The organism is Neobacillus cucumis, assembly GCF_023715505.1.
The window spans coordinates 149364-170090 of the sequence record NZ_JAMBOH010000010.1 but is presented as its reverse complement, the minus strand read 5'-3'; the positions used below and the strand labels follow the sequence as shown (position 1 = coordinate 170090).

General features: G+C 40.8%; 15 protein-coding genes. 1 reads left to right on the top strand and 14 read right to left on the bottom strand.

Annotation, left to right across the window (positions count from 1 at the left end):
- Positions 1-7 precede the first annotated feature (7 nt).
- Positions 8-1150 carry a glycosyltransferase family 4 protein gene (locus M3226_RS16265; RefSeq protein WP_251566860.1) on the top strand — a complete coding sequence of 381 codons (1143 nt, stop codon included), beginning with the start codon at positions 8-10 and terminating at the stop codon, positions 1148-1150.
- Positions 1151-1218: 68 nt separating this feature from the next.
- Here the strand turns inward: M3226_RS16265 and M3226_RS16260 are convergent, their stop codons facing one another.
- The 14 genes from M3226_RS16260 to M3226_RS16195 all read right to left on the bottom strand — a co-directional run bounded on the left by M3226_RS16260 (position 1219) and on the right by M3226_RS16195 (position 20613).
- Positions 1219-2601: an L-cystine transporter gene (locus M3226_RS16260; RefSeq protein WP_251566858.1), complete on the bottom strand. Its 1383-nt coding sequence runs from the start codon at positions 2599-2601 to the stop codon at positions 1219-1221.
- Positions 2602-2858: 257 nt separating this feature from the next.
- On the bottom strand, positions 2859-4484 hold the full coding sequence (locus M3226_RS16255; RefSeq protein ID WP_251566856.1) for an ATP-binding protein: 1626 nt from the start codon (positions 4482-4484) through the stop codon (positions 2859-2861).
- A gap of 130 nt (positions 4485-4614) precedes the next feature.
- The gene (locus M3226_RS16250) at positions 4615-6036 is read right to left on the bottom strand and encodes a sigma-54 interaction domain-containing protein (RefSeq protein ID WP_251566854.1); all 1422 of its coding nucleotides are present in this window, start codon (positions 6034-6036) and stop codon (positions 4615-4617) included.
- Positions 6037-6344: 308 nt separating this feature from the next.
- Positions 6345-7130: a 3-hydroxybutyrate dehydrogenase gene (locus M3226_RS16245; RefSeq protein WP_251566853.1), complete on the bottom strand. Its 786-nt coding sequence runs from the start codon at positions 7128-7130 to the stop codon at positions 6345-6347.
- Between the two features lie 36 nt (positions 7131-7166).
- Positions 7167-8600 carry a GntP family permease gene (locus M3226_RS16240; protein WP_251566851.1) on the bottom strand — a complete coding sequence of 478 codons (1434 nt, stop codon included), beginning with the start codon at positions 8598-8600 and terminating at the stop codon, positions 7167-7169.
- 255 nt (positions 8601-8855) lie between these two features.
- Positions 8856-9506, bottom strand: a complete 651-nt coding sequence (locus M3226_RS16235) for a 3-oxoacid CoA-transferase subunit B (RefSeq protein ID WP_251566850.1) — start codon at positions 9504-9506, stop codon at positions 8856-8858.
- On the bottom strand, positions 9506-10165 hold the full coding sequence (gene atoD, locus M3226_RS16230) for an acetate CoA-transferase subunit alpha (RefSeq protein WP_308211950.1): 660 nt from the start codon (positions 10163-10165) through the stop codon (positions 9506-9508). Before atoD ends, M3226_RS16235 begins: the two co-directional genes overlap by 1 nt.
- Positions 10166-10495: 330 nt before the next feature.
- Positions 10496-11671 carry an ABC transporter substrate-binding protein gene (locus M3226_RS16225; RefSeq protein ID WP_251566848.1) on the bottom strand — a complete coding sequence of 392 codons (1176 nt, stop codon included), beginning with the start codon at positions 11669-11671 and terminating at the stop codon, positions 10496-10498.
- A 372-nt stretch (positions 11672-12043) separates the two neighbouring features.
- The gene (gene mglC, locus M3226_RS16220) at positions 12044-13096 is read right to left on the bottom strand and encodes a galactose/methyl galactoside ABC transporter permease MglC (protein ID WP_251566846.1); all 1053 of its coding nucleotides are present in this window, start codon (positions 13094-13096) and stop codon (positions 12044-12046) included.
- A 12-nt stretch (positions 13097-13108) separates the two neighbouring features.
- Complete coding sequence (mglA, locus tag M3226_RS16215) at positions 13109-14614, bottom strand: galactose/methyl galactoside ABC transporter ATP-binding protein MglA (RefSeq protein WP_251566844.1); 1506 nt, start codon at positions 14612-14614, stop codon at positions 13109-13111.
- A 650-nt stretch (positions 14615-15264) separates the two neighbouring features.
- Positions 15265-16329, bottom strand: coding sequence for a galactose/glucose ABC transporter substrate-binding protein MglB (gene mglB / locus M3226_RS16210; protein ID WP_251566842.1), 1065 nt, complete (start codon positions 16327-16329; stop codon positions 15265-15267).
- 240 nt (positions 16330-16569) lie between these two features.
- Entirely contained in the window at positions 16570-18156 is a 1587-nt protein-coding gene (locus tag M3226_RS16205; protein WP_251566840.1) for a response regulator transcription factor, read from the bottom strand.
- Positions 18131-19612: a sensor histidine kinase gene (locus M3226_RS16200; RefSeq protein ID WP_251566838.1), complete on the bottom strand. Its 1482-nt coding sequence runs from the start codon at positions 19610-19612 to the stop codon at positions 18131-18133. Before M3226_RS16200 ends, M3226_RS16205 begins: the two co-directional genes overlap by 26 nt.
- On the bottom strand, positions 19612-20613 hold the full coding sequence (locus M3226_RS16195) for a sugar-binding protein (RefSeq protein ID WP_251566836.1): 1002 nt from the start codon (positions 20611-20613) through the stop codon (positions 19612-19614). The genes M3226_RS16200 and M3226_RS16195 overlap by 1 nt, the downstream gene beginning before the upstream one ends.
- Positions 20614-20727: the final 114 nt, after the last annotated feature.

Genomic DNA, 20727 nt, shown 5'->3' with positions numbered 1-20727 from the left:
GGATGATATGAGAATTGCCATTTTCACTGATACTTTTTATCCTGAGATAAACGGTGTTGCCCGAACGCTGAAAAGATTGACTAACTTCTTAGAGAACCAAAACATTACCTTTAAACTATTTGCACCCGCCTCTCCTACAGAGGAACATGCTTCTTGCCATATTCACCGCTCTAAGAGCCTTTCCTTTTTCATGTATCCTGAATGCCGGTTAGCTTTTCCAAACCTTTCTCAAATGAAGTCGGAACTCCTAAACTTCTCACCTGATCTAATTCATGTAGCCACCCCGTTTAACATCGGCCTTTGTGGAGTATATTTTTCAAAAAAACTAAATATCCCACTTGTTGGCTCGTACCATACCAATTTTGACGATTATTTACAGAGTTATAGCCTTCCATTTCTATCGAAACTACATTGGAATTATATGCACTGGTTCTATCAAACCTGTAAAAAGATCTTCGTCCCCTCTTCAGCAACATTCCAACTATTAAAGCAGCATGGTTTTACCAATCTTGAGCTTTGGCCGAGAGGTGTGGATTGCCAGCTGTTTCATCCTTATTATGATAAGAAATCCGTTATAAACCGTTACAGCCTGCAAGATTCCTTTATATTGACGTATGTTGGCCGATTAGCACCTGAGAAGGATTTATCTACCCTCTTAGCTGCAGCAAAGTCTATTCCATCAGACATTAATCAAAGAATTCATTGGCTAATCATTGGCGACGGTCCACTGCGGGAGGAACTTGAAACCCAAGCACCGGGCAATATGACGTTTACAGGATATTTAGATGGGGAGCGTTTGGCAGAAGTCTATGCGGCATCTGACTTATTTGTTTTCCCTTCAGCCTCCGAAACCTTTGGAAATGTGGTGTTGGAATCACTTGCTAGCGGAACACCAGTGATAGGTGCTAAATCGGGTGGTGTGCAGAATATTATTAAGCCGGGGGTAACCGGACTCTTGTGTAACCCTAGTAATGTGCAGGATTTTTCGGCAGCCATAATGCAGCTATTAACAAATGAATTGCTACGGCAAAAAATGGGGCTCTCTGGCAGAAACTATGCTCTAACCCAGAGCTGGAATCATATATTAAATAACCTCATCTGCCATTACACGGATGTTATCCAAGAACGTGAACAACAAATATACGCTTAAATAAGTGCAAACATTAAAAAAGGTGACAGGCACCGCGAAGGGACAACGCGCGGTGCCTGTCACTATTTTTAGGCTTCTGCGATATTGGGTTGTGCATAGGTCTCCTCGTCGAATTCTCCTGTTGCTTTGCTTGTGAGGACTCCTGCTGTCATCGCCCCACTAACGTTTAACGCTGTCCGTCCCATGTCAATCAGGGGCTCAACTGAAATGAGCAGGCCGACGATTGCAATTGGAAGGTTCTTGACCGATAAGACAATTAGGGCGGCAAACGTGGCCCCTCCGCCAACTCCGGCAACGCCAAATGAGCTAATAGCTACAACCAGAATAAGTGTCACAATAAAGGATAGGCTTGTCGGGTCAATCCCGGCACTTGGAGCCACCATCACCGCTAACATCGCTGGATAAATTCCTGCACAGCCATTCTGGCCGATTGTTAAACCAAATGACCCAGCAAAATTGGCGATTCCCTCTGAAACCCCTAGATCCTTAGTTTGGGTTTTAATGGTCATTGGCAATGTTCCTGCACTTGTACGTGAAGTGAACGCAAAGGTTAAGGTTGGAAGTCCTTTCGTCACATATCTGAACGGATTCAATTTTGCCAACGACAAGAAGAGCAGATGCACAAGGAACATGATGATCAATGCCACATAGGAGGCTACCACAAACTTTCCTAGTTTTACTATTGCCTCATAATCACTTGTTGCTGTCACTTTTGTGATAATCGCAAGAATCCCATAAGGTGTCAGGCGCAGGATGATGGTGACAACCCTCATGATAATCGAGTAGAGAGTGTCAATGATTTTAGCAAAAAACTCGGCAGGTCCCGGGTCCTTTCGTTTAACCCCAAGGTAGGCAATCCCAATAAAAGCAGCAAAGATGACAACCGCAATCGTGGAAGTTGCTCTCGCACCTGTTAAATCCTGAAATGGATTACTTGGGACTAATTCAATGATTTGCTGGGGCAGGGTCATATTTTCAATTCCTGCAGCCCTTTCTGCTAATTGATCATTTCGTGCCTTTTCGGCATCTCCTTGAGTAAGCTGGATGCCATCGAGACCAAAGCCTAATGCCGAGCCAATCCCAATCGCTGCAGAGATAGCTGTTGTCCCAAGCAAGATACCAATGACAAGGAAACTGATCTTCCCAATATTCTTAGTCAATTTGAGCTTTGTGAACGCCCCAACGATTGAAATAAAGACAAGCGGCATCACAACCATTTGGAGTAGTTTTATATATCCGATCCCCACAATGTTAAACCAATCAATGGATGTGGTGGTCACTTCGTGTGTACTACCATAAATCAAATGAATGAGATAACCAAAAATAATACCTAAACCCAAAGCCGTGAAGACTCGTTTAGAAAATGACACATGCCTTTTTTGCATCATAAATAAACCAAACATAAGCAATAGTAAAACAGCGATATTTACAATGATCAGAACGGTATTCATCGTATTCCTCCCCTGTTTCCTTATAGAAAATTCAATTTTCCTATCAGTCAACTCGGAATTATATTCATCTGAACCAACTGCTGTTACCATTCATCAAACGTTTGATAGTAAATAAATATGCCAAGTTGGTCATTATATACCACCCTCAAAGCCTTCAAATATAACAAAAGTTTTTAACTTGCAAACATAAAAAAAGGTGACAGGCACCGCCCGTGGACATTGTCCACGGGTGGTGCCTGTCACCCATTTAACTATTATCAACTTACTAGTGGTAGTTTAATTTCTACTTTGGTTCCTTCGTTTAGTTTGCTTTTGTAAGTAATACTTCCATTGTGTTGTTTCAGTATCTTGCGGCAGATCATGACACCAAGACCTGTACCTTTTTCTTTTAGGCTGTAGAACGGCTCGCCTAAACGAGGAAGCAGCTCCTCAGGGATACCCAGTCCGTGGTCTTGAATCCAAATCACGCAATTATTTGCTCCGTCTTTGCCCATTTGAATTTGAATATCACCGCCAATGGGCATTGCTTCAATCCCATTCTTTATTACGTTTAGGAAAACCTGTTTTAGTTGATTCTTTTCCCCTTTAATAATAAAAGGGCCCCCCTCAAGCTTTAAGTCAAACTTAATATTGTTCATATGTGCCTGCGGAGAAAGTAACTCGACTGTATTTACAAGTAAGTCCCCTAGATTTACTTGATCTAACTGAACGGCTTGCGGTTTTCCAAGAGAGAGAAGTTCACTTGTGATCGATTCAATCCGCTCTAATTCACTTAAAAGCAAATCATTATATACAATCGAACTATTTTCTGCTTTATATAACTGAACAAAACCTTTGATTGTTGTCAATGGATTCCGGATCTCATGAGCAACACCTGCAGCCAGCTCCCCGACAATCGATAGCTTTTCCGACTGTAAGAGAACTTCCTCAGATTTTTTTCGTTCTGATATATCCCGGCTGATAATGACAATATTTTCAACAGTATCTTCTTCACCCTTAACAGGCATACACTTAGACTCAAATTCTATCCAGTGTCCATCTTTATGTTTTAATCGAATTTCCACCGATTGGAGTTCGCTATATTCAAACATTCCCTTAATTGCATCTAGGAACATCGGTTTATCATCAGGATGAAGTAACATGAAACATCTATGTTCCTCTAATTCAGAGCATGGATAGCCTAATACAAGTTCATGAGAAGGGGAAAGATAACTAATAGCGTGTTCTTTATTCATCAACATAATAAGGTCTGACGTGTTTTCGGCAATTAATCGGTATTTTGCTTCACTTGCTTCCACTAGTCTGTACATGTCTGACAAACCGCGGTTTAACCGGACCAGTTTCTCATGGGATTCTATCAGTAATACGCCAATAATTACACCCAGCATCACAAACAATAAATACTGAATATGAAATAAGGGTTTATCGCTAAATACATGAAATATGACCGGTACAATGATGATATAAACTGCGACATATGCAGCGTAAAATAAAACGCTTCTTTTCACATAGGAAAGTCGTTTTGTTACAACGTGAAAAATAGATAAAGTAATAATAATAGCCGTCCAGCCGACAATGGCTGTGGTCCATTGACCACTTTCAAGTAATCTCGTCACTAATGCAAAAATACCTGTAATGATTCCTGGCAACGGGCCGAAGTAGACAAATGTCAAAATGACTGGTGCATAGCGAATATCATAAGAATAGCCTTGCTGCTGAAAGGATAGCTTGATTAAGACAACAGATACGATTCCGGCATAAACCCCAACCCAATAACGCCAATTTCTTATGGGCTTATGATTAATAAATGAACCAATGACTAACGGGGTACTGACCAATAGAGAAAAAATGGAGAGATTAATAATGTAGTCTAAAAGAACCAACGTACTCCCACCCAAACTTTGTCAAATTTACACTATCTCTCTTATCTTAAACAGAGTTAGTACTGTTTCTATATGCAAGATGCAATTTATTGCAGGACGATCATCCTAATTTTTGTATAAGATAGAGAATCTATTTTATATCATATAACTTACATTTCTCGTAAAATCTCGTTTTGCCTATTTTCAACAATCTTGCTGCTTCCTGTTTATTTCCATTTGTCTCAGTCAGCGCATTTAAAATTGCTTCTTTTTCCACTTGAGCCAGTCTTTCCTTTAACGGGATAATTGACGAAGACAATTTTTCAACAGGTTTTATGTTGGTAACGGGACTATCAACTTGGCTAGAACTCTGCAATTCTAGTTCGCGTAAATATAATGGAAGATGGAATACTTCTATGGTTTGTCCATCAAGGACATTTATGGCCCGCTCCAGCACATTTTCGAGTTCACGAATGTTTCCAGGCCAAGAATGCTCCATTAATCTTTGTTCCACTTCTTTTGAAATTTCAATTCCTGTTCGAAAAAACTTCCGTTCCAGCTTTTTTAACAGACTCATCGATATTAACTTTATATCAGCTTTCCTATTATTCAAAGGGGGGATTTCAATTTTTATTACATTTAAGCGATAATATAAATCCCGGCGAAACTCACCATCGTCCACCATTTTTTCTAGATCGCGATGTGTAGCGGCAATGATACGAACATCGACAGGAATGGATTTTTGCCCGCCAACCCGCTGGACTTCTTTTTCCTGCAGAACTCTAAGCAGCTTACTTTGCATCGAAAGTGGCATATCGCCGATTTCATCTAGAAAAAGTGTACCATTATGTGCCATTTCAAACTGCCCTTTTTTCCCTCCCTTTTTCGCTCCTGTAAAAGCACCATCATCATAGCCAAATAGTTCTGATTCTAGGAGATGTTCAGGTATGGAAGCACAGTTAATTGCCACAAACGGCAAGGAGGAACGCAGGCTGTGGTTGTGAATGGCATGGGCAAACAATTCCTTTCCTGTACCGGATTCCCCTATTAAAAGGACAGAGGAGTTGCTGGCTGAAATTCGCTCCGCCAAATTTTTTGCCGCGAGGAAGGGCTCACTGCTGCCAATTAAATCCTGAAAAAAGTATTTACTCTTTAATTCTTTTTCTACTTTAGTTTTATAATATTTTAATTCCTCCACTAAATGCTGAATCTTAGTTTTATACATCCGCCATTCTTCTGGACTGCGGAACATAACAGTCCCAAGGGCCCCTACAAGTTTCCCATCGACGAAAAGAGGGTACCGGTTTGCGATCATTTCACTTCCATTAATGGGATGCAGGGCGGCCAGCTCTTTTTTACCTGTTTTAGCGACAATATGCATTCTTGAATTTTCAATCACATCCTGAACAGGGCGGTTGATCGCTTCTTCAATAGTTGTTCCTAAAAACTCACAATAGGCTTCATTAATATAGATAATCGTTCCTTCACGGTCGGTCACGACGATTCTTTCCGCTAATAGATTGATAATCTGTTCATGCCAGTCGTGTGGAATCGCTTCCATTCCTCTAGTCATAGATTCACACCCTTGCTGTATTGGATATATTTATTATAACAAAGGATGATTGGTAATAAATAGATTAGAAGATTTTTCATCACAAGAACAAAAGCGCATGCGCCTTGGTCAGCCCCGACAAGCATAAGACGAGCCGGCTGAAAGGTTGCTTTTTAACCTTTTGGACGGATTGGCTTATGCTCTCGAGGGGCTAGGCGTTGGAGCTGGACGTCGACAGTCCTTTTATAACAGTGATCCACAAGCGAAAATTTTATAATTCCCAAAACGACAAGAAAATCCTATCCAATAACGAATAGGATTCTAAAGAATTATTGCGCTGTGTACCCTCCATCCAAAATAACGGCTTGGCCGGTAATTCCTCTTCCTTTATCACTTGCTAAAAACACTGCATAATCGGCAATTTCCGAAACAGATAATAGTCTTTTTTGTGGAACAAGCGGTAAAAGAACTTCATCAATTACACTGTCTAAACTGACATTTCTTGTTGTAGCGAGGTCAGCTAACTGATTTCTTACGAGCGGTGTATCGACATATCCCGGGCAGAGCGCATTAACCGTAATCCCACTAGTCGCCCCTTCTAATGCCGCAACTTTAGTTAATCCGATGACACCATGCTTTGCACTATTATAGGCAGCCTTTCCAGCAAAACCAATCACCCCATTGATCGACGCCATATTAATCACCCGGCCAAAGCCCTGATCCTTCATAATCGGGAAAACATTTTTAATGCCAATGAAGGGGGCCGTTAACATTATTTTTACTAAGAGTTCAAACTTCTCCGTTGGAAACTCTTCAATCGGTGAAACATATTGCATCCCGGCATTGTTGACTAAAATATCAAGCCGGCCAAAAGTTTTATAGGCTTGGTGAATACTATTTTTAAAGGCTTCCTCGTTTGTTACATCACACGGTGCGGCTAAGGCTTCAAAACCCTGGTCCCTTAATTCTTCCGCCACCTGTTCACTCTTTTCAGCATTTAAATCGGAAATGACTACCTTAGCTCCCTCTTGAGCGAAAGTTTTTGCTATTTCTAACCCAATTCCACTCGCTGACCCGGTAATGAATGCTGTCTTTCCTTCGAGTAACATGCTCATTTATATGTGCCTCCTAATTGCAGTAATCTCTTTTTCTTATATGATTCCAAAGACAGTATAAAGTGCGATAACAAAGAATACAGCTACTGTTTTAATCATCGTTATAGCAAAAATATCTTTATAGGATTGTTTGTGTGTTAATCCTGTTACGGCAAGCAGGGTAATAACGGCTCCGTTGTGCGGAAGTGTATCCATTCCGCCTGATGCCATGGCGACCACGCGGTGCATTACTTCTGGCGGAATATTGGCTGCGGCGATTGCTTGGTTATACTTCTCGGCCATTGCACCTAACGCAATTCCCATTCCCCCTGAGGCTGAGCCAGTCATACCAGCGAGTGTACTTGTTGTGACCGCCCCGTTTACAAGTGGATTCGTGAATGTACCAGAAATCCCGTCACTAATTTTTGCAAAGCCAGGAAGTGCGGCGATGATGCCGCCAAATCCATATTCGGCACCTGTATTCATCGTTGCCAGCAAGGACCCGCCAATTGCGGTATTCAGCCCTTCCTTAAAGTTTTTCGTAACCCTTTTCCAATCATAGAGAAGAGATGAGATAATACCGACTACTAATGCCATAATAATCGCCCAAATCGCGGCCATCGCTGTAACGTCGACCGTGTAAACCTTCAAGCCGATCGCTGAAAAATCAAATCCGTTTGGATACCATTTTGGAATGTATGTTATAAATAATTTATTTGTCACTCCCACAAGAATGAGTGGAACAAAAGCTAAAATTTGTTTTAGAACGGATTGTTGTGAGGTCAAATCTGGAGCCGATGCTTCCTTTTCTTCCAGTTTTTCAGCGGCAGCAGCGTTTTCCGTACCAAAGCCGTAATAGCCCTCACCAGCTTTTTCTGCTTTTCTTCTTCTTGTTTCAAGATACAAGAGCCCCAGAACAAGAACAAAAATAGCTCCGATGATTCCAAGTGTTGGTGCCGCATAAATATCTGTTTTAAAGAAGTTAATTGGGATTACATTTTGAATTTGCGGTGTTCCTGGCAGAGCGTCCATTGTGAATGTAAAGGCACCAAGAGCAATCGTACCTGGAATAAGCCTTTTAGGAATATTTGCTTGTCTAAACATTTGTGCTGCAAATGGATAAATAGCAAAAACAGCTACGAATAAACTTACGCCGCTATAGGTTAAAATCGCTCCTAATAAAACAATCGTCAGCATCGCACGTTTTGCTCCAAGTAAACGAACAATCGTTTTAGCGATGGATTCTGCGATCCCTGACATTTCAACCAGTTTTCCAAAAATCGCCCCTAATAAAAAGACAGCAAAATAGTTTTTAATGAATCCAACCATTTTTTCCATAAATACTCCAGAAAAGAATGGTAATACATGGCTTGGATCAATAAGTAATACGGCAAGGAGTGCACATAATGGTGCGAATAAAATGACTGAAAATCCACGATAGGCTACAAACATCAGCAGCCCGAGTGCCAGTAAAATAACAAATAATTCCATGTAAATCCCCCTTAATTGTTTTTATAAGCTTCCTCGTTTACCTTCAGTGGGTAAGCGTTTCCATTAATAAGCTTACTTCTTTTTAGTTGCAAGAATTATGCCAAGGTCATTTTATTAAAATAAACGCAACCCTAGCTGAAACGATTCCGTTATTCCGGAAAAAACACTGTAATTGTTTCCTGAAAGACGGAATTTTCCGTTTTTTCGGAATTACCGTTATTATCATCCTTTTAGGGATTTTCCGCCAAAACTTATTCACCTTATTGCCGGACTTACAGCAAAAGAAGCTTCTGTCTTTTTCTTTACAGTTTCTAAATCAACACCCTCTTGAAGTTCCTCTAGGACCAAACCATTCTCTGTTACACGGAAAACAGCTAATTCCGTTACAATTAAGTCAACTACACCCTTACCGGTCAAAGGCAAACGGCACTGCTCGAGGATTTTAGACGAACCATTCTTTGCCGTATGTTCCATCGCAACAATCACCTTTTTTGCACCTGTCACAAGATCCATTGCCCCTCCCATGCCAGGAACCATTTTTCCAGGAACCATCCAGTTGGCGAGATTTCCCTTCGCATCTGCTTCCAGCCCTCCAAGAACAGTAACATCGACATGCCCGCCGCGGATTAGTTCAAAGGAAAACAGACTGTCAAAGAAAGCACCGCCGCGAATAATACCTGCAGGCTGTCCGCCGGCATTAACCAAATCCGGATCAATTTCGCCTTCTAAAGGACCAAGACCGACATATCCATTTTCCGATTGCAGGATTACGTTTACGCCCTCAGGCAGGTAGTTGGGCACCATGGTTGGCAGCCCAATGCCAAGGTTTACAACATCTCCATCTTTCATTTCTTTTGCCACACGCGCCGAAATAATTTGCTTTGCATTTACAAGTGTAGTAGTCATTACTGACAGCCTCCTTGAACATAAATTTTATCGACGAGAATTCCAGGTGTCATGACCTCATCTGGATCAATTTCTCCCACCTCAACAAGCTGCTCGACTTGCACAATTACAGTGTCTGCAGCCAATGCCATCAAGGGGTTAAAGTTTCTGGCAGAACGATGATAAATCAAATTCCCAGCTTTATCAGCTTTATAAGCCTTTAACAAAGCAACCTCAGCACGAAGTGGTTTTTCAAGCAAATATTCACGACCATCGACTGTAATTTTTTCTTTTCCCTCTTCGACAACCGTTCCCACCCCAGTAGGAGTTAACACTCCGCCTAATCCTGAGCCCCCGGCACGTACACGTTCAGCCAAAGTCCCTTGTGGTACTAGTTCTACTTCCATTTCACCAGATATCATTTGCCTGCCGGTTTCTGGATTTGTCCCAATATGTGAAGCGATCACCTTTTTCACGCGTTTATTTACAATTAAAGGCCCTATACCCGCATCCACGAAGGCGGTGTCATTTGCAATCAAGGTTATATCCTGTACATTTGCTTCAAGCAAGGCTGAAACAAGCTCCTGAGGTGTACCGACCCCCATAAAACCCCCAGTCATAATCTTCATACCATTTCTAAAAATGGATGAAACTTCTTCCAATGAAATAATCTTATTCACTTCAAAAGCACCTCCTGAAATTAAAAGCGAAGTAATTATCTTTTTGCTAGATTAATATGCAAGAACCATGCCAAGAACAAAAGCGCAAGCGCCTTGAACAGCCCTGACAAGCATAAAAAGCTCAGGGAAAGAAGAGTTTCTTTGCCTTCATTCCCTGAGTGGCTGTAGACCATCGAGGGGCTAGGCGCTGGAGCACACGTAGACAGTCGTTTTATTAACAGTTATCCACAAGCGAAAATTTTTTAATTTCTTAAACGAAAAAAAAAGGACTTTTTCGCCATACTAGCGAAAAAGTCTTTTTCAAAATCATATTTTGAGAGAATCCTCGATTTATTTAGGATCTACTTTTGTATTAAATACTTGCTTACCGTCTTTATATTCTAAAACAGTTGCCGATTTAATTGGGTTGTGGTTTTTGTCGATTGTCACAATACCTGTTACAAGAGAAAGATCTTTAGTCTTTTCTAAAGCTTCTTTAATTTTAGTTGAGTCCGTGCTGCCTGCACTCTTGATTGCATCTGCTAATAGATAGACAGTGTCATAACCAAGGGCGTTGAAAGCATTCGGCGATTCTCCATTGTTCTTTTCTTTATAAGCAGCTACAAATGTTTGAATCTTTTTGTCTGGGTCTTCAGAAGAATAGTGGTTTGTGATGAATGTGTTGTTCAACGCATCGGCACCAGCTAATTCTACTAATTTCGGTGAATCCCAGCCATCTGCACCCATTAGTGGAGCAGTGATTCCTAATTCACGGGCTTGTTTTACAATTAAACCAACTTCTTCATAATATCCAGGGATAAAGATAAATTCAGGATTCTTAGACTTAATGCGTGTTAACGTTGCACGGAAGTCTGTATCCTTCCCAACATACGCCTCTTCAGAAACAACCTTACCGCCTGCTTTTTCAAACGTTTCTTTAAATGAAGCTGCCAAACCTTTCGCATAGTCACTTGCACTGTCTGCAAAGATGGCAACGTTTTTAACTTTTAATTCATTAGCTGCAAAGTTGGCTGCAACTGTTCCTTGGAATGGGTCAATAAATGAAGTACGGAATACGTATTCGTTTAATTTCCCTTTATCTGTAACCGTTACGTTTGGAGCTGTTCCTGATGGAGTTAATAAAACTGTTTTATTGCTATCAGCGATTTCCGCTTGGGCAACGGTATCACCGCTTGTAGCAGCACCGATAATAGCTGTTACTTTATCTTGGCTGGTTAACTTGATGGCACCATTTGTAGCTTCAGCTGCATCAGATTTATTGTCCACTTTTACAAGCTCAATCTTCTTGCCGTCAACTCCGCCCTTTTTATTAATTTCATCAACAGCAAGGTTGATCCCAGAAGCTAGTGACTCCCCGTAAGAAGCAACTCCTCCTGAAAGCTCTAAGTTCACGCCAACTTTAATGGTATCGCCGCCGCCGGCACTATCTTTCGCTCCCGAACATCCTGCTAATACACCAGCCAGTAATGTTGAAGCCATAAACATCTTTGCAAAATTCTTCTTCATTATGATAATCCCCCTTATATATATTTTTTGATTTTTCTGACATAAACATCCGTTAATTAGTAGTTTCGTAGAAAAGGTATGTTTAGTCGTTGAATTAATTGATATTTAGTATTGTAATACAATTAATTTCATTCGTCTAGTATATTATTTATTAATTTTAATATTTCTGAAATATATTATTTTTCGAACTCATTTAACCTGCATAACTCATATTATTAAGTAATTACCACGATGCTTCACTTCTTCCACTAATCCCCAAAGATATTCTATAATATCGAACGATCTATTTTACAGATAATAAACATAGTTATGTTTCCATCGTTCATATAGTAAAAGACAGCTCTCCAAGTTGGAGGCTGCCTTTGGTTTTGTTTATTTTTTCTTTGCGTGTTTGCGCATATCGAAGGCTACTGCGACGATGATGATTAAACCTTTTACGATAAATTGGATGTACGGGCTTACCCCCAGAAAAGCTAATCCATAGTTGATAACCTGGAAAATAAGAACCCCGGTTACAATCCCCGGTACTGTTCCAATACCACCTGTTAGGGACACTCCGCCGACTACACAGGCAGCGATCGCATCCATCTCATACATATTACCCGTATTGTTTGTGGCACTGCCTACACGGCCTGCTTCAAGAACACCTGTGAAGCCGTAAAGAAGACCAGCGATCATATAGATGATGATGATATTTTTTGCTACGTTAACCCCTGACACCTTTGCTGCTTCAGGATTTCCACCAATTGCATACATATTTTTACCAAGCTGCGTTTTATTCCAAATCACCCAAATTATGAGTGATACAATAATGGCATAGAAGATCAGGTATGGAAATTCATATTGCCCAAGCTTTATTCCTCGTTGTGCAAACGTTGTAAACTTTTCGCTTAAACCGCCAATCGGCTGTGCACCATATGGAGGACGGTCAAAGTAGATAGAAGAAGTACCGTACACGACAATCATCATACCAAGAGTGGCAATGAATGGCGGAACATGAAACTTAGCCACAATCACACCACTGATAGCAGAAATCAAACCAGTTGCTAACATTGCAATAATAATTGGAACAAAAAGCGGTAATTCTTGTAAATGTGGGTACATTTTATAAGCATAATCACTTGCTTGAAGCATGGAAGCTGAAACAACCGCTGCTAATCCGACCATCCGGCCTGCTGAAAGGTCAGTACCGGCTAAAATCAGGATTCCCGCTACCCCAAGGGCGATAATAACACGTGAAGATGCCTGACTGAGGATATTAATTAAGTTCGTCATCGATAAGAAATCCGGGGATGCTACCACAATCCCAACTACTAGTAGAAGTAATACCAAATATATGACATTATCAACAATCCATTTTGAGAAACCTGATTTCGATTTTTGTACATCCTTAGATCCCGATTTTTTTAAAGCTTCTGTACTCATTTTTGTCGCCTCCTAATACAATGCGGCTAATCGCATGATTTCTTCTTGGGAAGTCGTCTTCGTATCAACGATCCCAGCTGCTTTTCCATTACTCATCACGAGAATTCGGTCGGTAGTACCCAATAGCTCCGGCATTTCGGAAGAGATCATAATAATTCCTTTTCCTTCTGCAGCTAATTGGTTGATTAATTGGTAAATCTCAAACTTTGCCCCAACATCAATACCCCGAGTTGGTTCATCCAACAATAAAATATCAGGCTTTGTTAAAAGCCAGCGCCCGATAATAACCTTTTGCTGGTTCCCGCCGGATAGACTGCCAATCGATGTTTTTTGCGATGGAGTTTTTACCTTCATTGAGTCAATGACCCATTGAGTATCGTCCGCTACTTTCTTATTGGATAGAAACCCGCTCTTTGTCTTGTACTGCCTCATGTTCGAAATAATCGAGTTAAAGCTAATGCTTAAATCTGAAAATATTCCTGTTGACCGTCTCTCCTCGGTTACAAGTGCAAATCCGTTTTTGATGGCATGCTGTGGAGAATGATTTTTAACCTCCTTACCATTCAGCTCAATTTTTCCGGATTTCAATGCCCTGATTCCAAAGATTGCTTCGACAACTTCTGTCCGCTTGGAACCAACTAAACCAGCGATTCCAAGTATTTCACCCTTTTTCAGCTCAAAGCTAACATTTGTAAAAGAAGGCTGTGTTTCTGCTGTTAAATCAGAAACCTTCAAGATCACATCCCCTGGCTTGTTTTCCTTGGCCGGAAAGCGCTGTGATAAGTCACGGCCTACCATTAACTTAATAATCTCATCTGTTGTTAAGTCCTTTGCACTTCTGGTTGCAATGTACTGACCATCACGCATGATCGTGACTTCATCAGAGATCTTTAAGATTTCTTCCATTTTGTGCGAGATATAGATGATCGCGACATTTTCACTTTGAAGCCTTTTAATGATTCTAAATAAATGATTGACTTCTGTCTCAGTTAGAGATGATGTTGGCTCATCCATTACGATAATTTTTGAATGATAGGACACAGCTTTCGCGATTTCGACCATTTGCATTTCCGAAACCGATAATGAACTAACCTTACTGCGCGGGTCGATATTAATGTCTAAACTTTTAAAAATAGCAGCGGTATCCTCGTACATTTTCTTTTCATCTACGAAAATACCTTTCTTTGGATAACGCCCCAGCCATATATTATCCATAACATTTTGCTGGCGGACCTGGTTCAATTCCTGGTGCACCATGGAAACGCCATTTTCTAAGGCTTGTTTGGAGTTAGCAAATGAAACCTCATTTCCATTAAAGGTAATTTTGCCTTCGTCCATCGAATAAATTCCAAATAAGCATTTCATTAGGGTCGATTTCCCTGCACCGTTTTCACCCATTAAGGCATGGACCGAACCCGGTTTCACTTTCAAGGTAACATTGTCTAAAGCAAGTACCCCGGGGAATCGCTTTGTAATATTTTGCATTTCAAGTAGATTGGCAGTACTAGATCCTGTCATAAGTGAACCTCCTAACTTAACCATTTAAAAATATGAGCGGCCTTTCCTAGTCCGGCTCATATCTATTTAATAAAAACTATCTGAATTTAATATTTTCACGGTTTCCAGCTTTACTAGTGTGTAAGCTTAGTTCTCCGAACGAAGGAAAAGCATAATCTTTTCCTTCGTTCGAAGAGCGCTATGGGGGATGGTTCTTCCACCCCCGGAAGGCGCTTCCGCTTTTCTATTTGTCTAGCTCCAGCTCCCAGCGGCGAGTCGACTTCGCTCTTTGCCCTACGATAAGTCAACATCGAATCGCTATCGCCCTTCGTGTTTCCTTTATCTCGGTCAAAGCGCTCCAGTCCATACGCCGCTAAACGGGCGCTTCCGCTTTTCTTATTGTCTAGCTCCAGCTCCCAGCGGCGAGTCGACTTCGCTCTTTGCCCTACGATAAGTCAACATCGAATCGCTATCGCTCTTCGTGTTTCCTTTATCTCGGTCAAAGCGCTCCAGTCCATACGCCGCTAAACGGGCGCTTCCGCTTTTCTATTTGTCTAGCTCCAGCGCCTAGGGGCTCGGGTCATAAGCCAATCCGTCAAGAAGGCTAAAGGGCAGCCTTCTCGCCGGCTCGTCTTATGCCGGTCGCCCCTGGGCAAGGCGCTTCCGCTTTTCTATTTATAAGCATCTTTACCAACTTGGATGTTGTCTTTTGTGATTTCAACGTAAGGAACACGAACGGCTTTCTTGTCGTCAAGCTTCCACTCTGTCCCGTCTAGAACATCCTTGCCTTTTGCAGCATTTGCAGCTAGGTCAATCGTTGCCTTACCTTGGTTCTTCGCGTCATTCAAGACAGTACCAACCATTTTGCCTTTTTCGATCATTTCAAGTGCTTCTGGAATTGCATCAACACCTACAACTGGGACAAACTTGTCGCCAGAGAAATAGCCTGCTTTTTCTAGTGATGAAATAGCTCCTAAAGCCATACCATCATTGTTAGCGATGACAAATTCAATTTTATCGTTATACTTAGAAACCCAAGCATCCATTTTTTCAGTCGCTTTGGTTGCATCCCACATCGCCGTATCCATTGCTAATTGTTCTACTTGAATACCCTTAGATTTCACAGTGTCAACTACATATTTTGTACGAGCCTCCGCATCTGGATGTCCTGGCTCACCCTTTAATAGAACATATTGAAGCTTGCCGTCATGGTTTTTGTCCCACTTATCTTTGTTCGCTTCCCAAGCCTTAGCGATTAATTCACCTTGCAGCACGCCTGATTCTGATGAAGTTGTTCCGACATAGTAGGCTTTATCGTAGCCTTGTAGTACACTTTCATCTGGCTCTTTATTAAAGAAGATGACAGGAATATCTTTAGCTTTTGCTTTGTCCACAATGGTTTGAGCTGCTTTTGGATCAACTAGGTTAATTGCCAGCGACTTTGCACCTTTAGCGATTAACGTATCCACTTGCTCGATTTGTTTGGCCTGGTCATTTTGTGAATCGTTCAGCATTAAGTTAACATTTCCTTTTGCTGAAGTTTCCATTGCACGGCGTACGTAAGACATGAAGTTATCATCAAACTTATAGATGGTTGCTCCAACAGCTGGCAGCTTGCTGTCTTTGCTGCTTGCAGAATCTCCAGAACCGCTCGTGGAACTGCTGCAGCCTGCCGCTAAAAGAATACTAGATGCAACTGTTAAAGATAGAATCAAACCTTTTTTCTTCACACTCATCAATCTCCCTTTACTGTGTTATAAAGACCCTATTAAGCTGTTTTCTTGGAGCTTAATTCAGCCCTAATGTAAGCCCTTGCAAATATATTAGCATGGGGGCAACAGTTACAGTAGGGGCGACCTATAGCACATATTTGCGATTATCTAGATTATTTTGCAATCTTTGAAACATCAATGTAATATAACTGTTTAAAATAAAAGGGGCCAATTTCACACGAAATTGGCCCCAACGAGATAATCCTAATTTACCGTTGCCTTACGAAACTCACTTGGCGACAATCCTGTTAGTTTCTTAAACACCCTGCTGAAATAGTTTGGATCCCGGTAGCCGACAGAATAACAGATTTCCTTCATGCTCTTTCCCGGGTCGAGCATTTCCGCTTTGGCTTTCTTGATTCTAATCTCCGTCAAGTAATCTATAAAGGTCATTCCAAATCGATCTTTAAATAGCTTGCTAAAATAAAACGGACTTAGTTCTACGTATTCAGCTGCAGATTCCAATGTGATTGAATCAGCATAATGCGTTTCAATATAATCCTTGGCTTTTTGCAGCATTCCCTTTGCATGATTATTCCGCCATACCTGAACATGCTGAACAACCGCAAGTAAGTGAGCTTTTCCCGCTTCTAGTACCATCCGAATATCCTCTGACTCATCAATGTTAGGAATCCGATCATAGGTAATCCCAAGATCATGAAGCATACGCGAAAGGAGTATAAACAGCTCCTCGAACGATTTTTTTACAAAGGAAGCTTTTATATTATTTGACCCAAGTTTTGTCACAAAGGAATCAAAGATCAGCATCACCTGATTGACATCACCCTGTCTGACACTATCAAGCAGCCTCTTCTCCACCTCAATGATCTCTGAGTCAGAAGGTAATTCGAAGGCAGGCCCCTGCTTGTTATAAAATAAATATTGGCGGTTAGGCGTTTTTAAAAGCTCCTCAAGTGCAAGTATTGCTTCATGATAGGATTTATTCAGCTCATGGGCATGGTTATAAGGGTGGCCAATCCCAATCCTTAATTCTGCGCTAAAGTTTACTTGTTTAAAGAGACGATAGAGGTTCTCGATTATGCTTTCTGCGTTTGTTCTAAAATGGGTCTTCTCCGCTGACTTTTTACAAAGAAATAGGACAGGAACTTGGCACTCCATCATCGCCCCCACCATAATTTCATGCTTGACCACAATAGATTTTAGCGTATCTTTTAGCCAGCTATACCATTTCTCTTTTTCTTGAGAAGTAAGTTCGGTCTTAGAGGTTTGCTTTAAGGTAAATAACATCGCATAGCCGGATATAATCTCCACGCCAAGCAGCTGGCTCCACTCATCAAAGGTCATATCTTGTACTTGATTCATTAAAAGAGAAGATACCCACTCTTTTTGCGCAATCGAAACGGCACGGTTAAGATTTTCTCTTAAGTTCTGCTGTTCTTCCTTTGCCTTTCGTTCTGCAAGAATCTCATCTGCAACCCGCTGCAAGCTATCAAGAAGATCCTTTTTACTGCTCGGCTTGAGGATGTATTCCTTTACCCCTTGCTGCATTACCTCTTTGGCATACTCAAACGTATTAAAAGCAGAAACCATGATAAAACGAATGTCTGGTTCAAACTTTTTAATCTCTTTTACTGCTTGGACACCGTCGGTTCCCGGCATTTTGATATCCATAAAAATAATATCCGGCCGGTGTTCCTGGGCCATTTCAATGGCGATTCTCCCGTTTTGCGCTTCCCCAATAACCGTTACGTCCACCTTCGAGCCTTTTATTATTTTAGCAACCGCTTTTCGTTCAAGTATTTCATCATCTGCTATAAGAATTTTCAACAAATTTGTTTCCCCCTCTAACCTTTACAGGTATCTTCAGTCGGAAAATCGTTCCATTGTATAATTCTGATTCAATTTCCACCACATTTTTTTGTTGGTAAAAAAGCTGCAGCCTTTTAATCACGTTTTTCACTGCAATACCATTGGATTGTTCCTTCGTTTTATCCAGTTCCACATTTTCTTCACTGTCCAATCCATCTGCATAAAGAAGGAGCTTCCTCTTCGTCCGTTCGTCCATGCCTGCTCCGTTATCAATTACTTCAACATTGATATAGTCATTCAGCCGATATATATGAAGCTCAATAACACCATTTTCTTCATATTCTTCAACCCCATGGATGAATGCGTTTTCAATTAAAGGCTGTAAAATGAGACTTGGAATCTCAATATCTAGATATTCTTCCTGAATTTCCGTGATAAATTGAATACGGTCGCCGAATCTTGTTTTTTGAATAAAGAAATACTCTTTCACAATACTGACTTCGTCTCTTAAAGTTGAAACTTTATCAAAATCACTTAGATTGTAGCGTAATAGTGCCGCAACTGCTTCAATCAGTCTCGACGTCTCCTCAGCTTCCTCAAGATACGCCATCTTAGAAACAGTGTTGAGCGTATTAAATAAAAAGTGCGGATTCATTTGGTTTTGCAAACTTCTTAACTCTAATTCTTTTAACAGCTTATCGAGCTCTCCTTGTTGTTTGATTTCGGTGACTAGTACTTTAAGGTTACTGCGCATTTGATTAAATGTTTCTGTTAGCAGTTTGAGCTCATCCTTAGTGGTTATTTTAATATCCTCACCGGAAAGGTTTCCTTTCGAAATCTCTTTAGCGGCTCTTGATAACAAACTGATGGGTTTGGTAATCCCGCCCGATATCCATAACGCAAGCAAAGTGCTAAGGAAAAAAGCCGCCGCAAACAGGGATATCGACAAGAGTTTATAAAAATGATTTTGCTGCTCCATTTGGTCATAAAATTTTTGGTAGTCTGTTAATTTATTATTTAATAAGGCAAGTGTACTTTCTTGGATGAAGGAGTTTACCTTCAAAACTTCATTAAAATGACTGGAGTATTGGTTAATCTGATCCTGCTGGAATGCGCCTATCGTGGCATCTCCCTCATCTAAAAAGCTATCAATCATATTTTTATAATTCGTGAGTGTCACATCATTGGTGTTCATCACTTTCACTAGTCTCTTTTGGTCCTTAATTAATTTGATTTTTTCGCTTCGATAGTCTTGAAGATACGATTTTTCCTTATCTAAAATATACCCATGAAGCTTTTCTGTCAGAAAATTACTTCTTTGTGAAATATCATTAAGCAAAAGAAATCGTTCAAAACTTTCATCGTATTCAGTAACCAGTTTTTCACTTCGGTCATAAAAAAACATCCCAACTGAGGTAAGTAAAACGACAAGAACAATAAAATATAATAACAGTTTCGATCTTATCCGGAATAGCATCAGTTATCAGCCGCCTTTCGGTGCTGATTACTCAAAGGTAAGTCTGATTTTCTTAAGATTCGAGTATCGGTATGAACAATTGGCGGGACTTTGTTTCCTTGGATAAGCTCAATCATCGTTTTAACCGCCCCATATCCCATTTGATAGGGTTCCTGAACAACGGTTGCATTGATCGTACCCTCTCTAATAAAATCAAGTGTTTCCGGAAGCGTATCAAAGCCAATAATATAAATCTGCCTTTGTTTATGATATTTTTTTACGACATGCGCTATTTCAATTCCATCTAAGGCACTTGTCCCAAAAAAGGCTGTTACCTCTGGGTGTTCCTGCAGGATTTGATTTGCCTTTTCTGCCGCTTTTACCCTGCTAATCTCGGATTCTTCCACGTCGATTATATTGATTCTTTTCTCCGGTTTAACGGCATCTTCAAACCCCTTGACCCGCTGCTGCATATGGTTGGCATAAAAACTGCCGGTAATAATCGCCACATTTACTTTCCCAAATGTATCCGCTATCAAAGCTTTGCCCGCTAAATACCCCGCATAATAATTATCGGTTCCAATATAGGCTAGTCTTCTGCTGTTAGCGGCATCCGTATCAACAGTGACTACAGGGATTCCACTGGCAACGACCCGGTCAATCAGAGGAGTGAATTGCTCGTCATTCAATCCTTGGGTCATGATGCCGTCCACTTTGGAGGCAGCCGACATTTCAATCGTCTTTACATGCTCATCAATGTTTGCCTGCTTTGGTCCTGCATATTCTAGCAGAACACCATATTTTTGGGCCGCATCCTTTGCCCCTTTTTCTACGAGTTTCCAATATTCGTTGTCCAACTCTTCTGGAATAAGCACAAAATGGTAGTTATACTTTACTACTGCTTTTTGTTCTTTGGGTAAATCATGTGAAATCACTTTGTAACCATAAAATATTGAAAATGAGCAACTGATTAAAAAAAACAAACCTCCAACTGTATACGCTATGATGGAAAATCTGCTCATATAACAACTCCAATCCCAAAGCATAAGATAGATCCATTATACGTAACATCCCAAAAATCGACAATCTGAATTATGTGAGCTGTTTCTTAATAGCAATCGAGTTTCTCGGGTGAA

Bases quoted from the DNA above. Each gene is read 5' to 3' on its own strand.
- M3226_RS16250 (WP_251566854.1), bottom strand. From the start codon at position 6,036: ATGACTAGAGGAATGGAAGCGATTCCACACGACTGGCATGAACAGATT.
- M3226_RS16225 (WP_251566848.1), bottom strand. From the start codon at position 11,671: ATGAAGAAGAATTTTGCAAAGATGTTTATGGCTTCAACATTACTGGCT.
- M3226_RS16245 (WP_251566853.1), bottom strand. From the start codon at position 7,130: ATGAGCATGTTACTCGAAGGAAAGACAGCATTCATTACCGGGTCAGCG.
- mglC (WP_251566846.1), bottom strand. From the start codon at position 13,096: ATGAGTACAGAAGCTTTAAAAAAATCGGGATCTAAGGATGTACAAAAA.
- M3226_RS16200 (WP_251566838.1), bottom strand. From the start codon at position 19,612: ATGCTATTCCGGATAAGATCGAAACTGTTATTATATTTTATTGTTCTT.
- M3226_RS16265 (WP_251566860.1), top strand. From the start codon at position 8: ATGAGAATTGCCATTTTCACTGATACTTTTTATCCTGAGATAAACGGT.
- M3226_RS16195 (WP_251566836.1), bottom strand. From the start codon at position 20,613: ATGAGCAGATTTTCCATCATAGCGTATACAGTTGGAGGTTTGTTTTTT.
- M3226_RS16240 (WP_251566851.1), bottom strand. From the start codon at position 8,600: ATGGAATTATTTGTTATTTTACTGGCACTCGGGCTGCTGATGTTTGTA.
- M3226_RS16235 (WP_251566850.1), bottom strand. From the start codon at position 9,506: ATGACTACTACACTTGTAAATGCAAAGCAAATTATTTCGGCGCGTGTG.
- M3226_RS16260 (WP_251566858.1), bottom strand. From the start codon at position 2,601: ATGAATACCGTTCTGATCATTGTAAATATCGCTGTTTTACTATTGCTT.
- mglA (WP_251566844.1), bottom strand. From the start codon at position 14,614: ATGACAGGATCTAGTACTGCCAATCTACTTGAAATGCAAAATATTACA.
- mglB (WP_251566842.1), bottom strand. From the start codon at position 16,329: ATGAGTGTGAAGAAAAAAGGTTTGATTCTATCTTTAACAGTTGCATCT.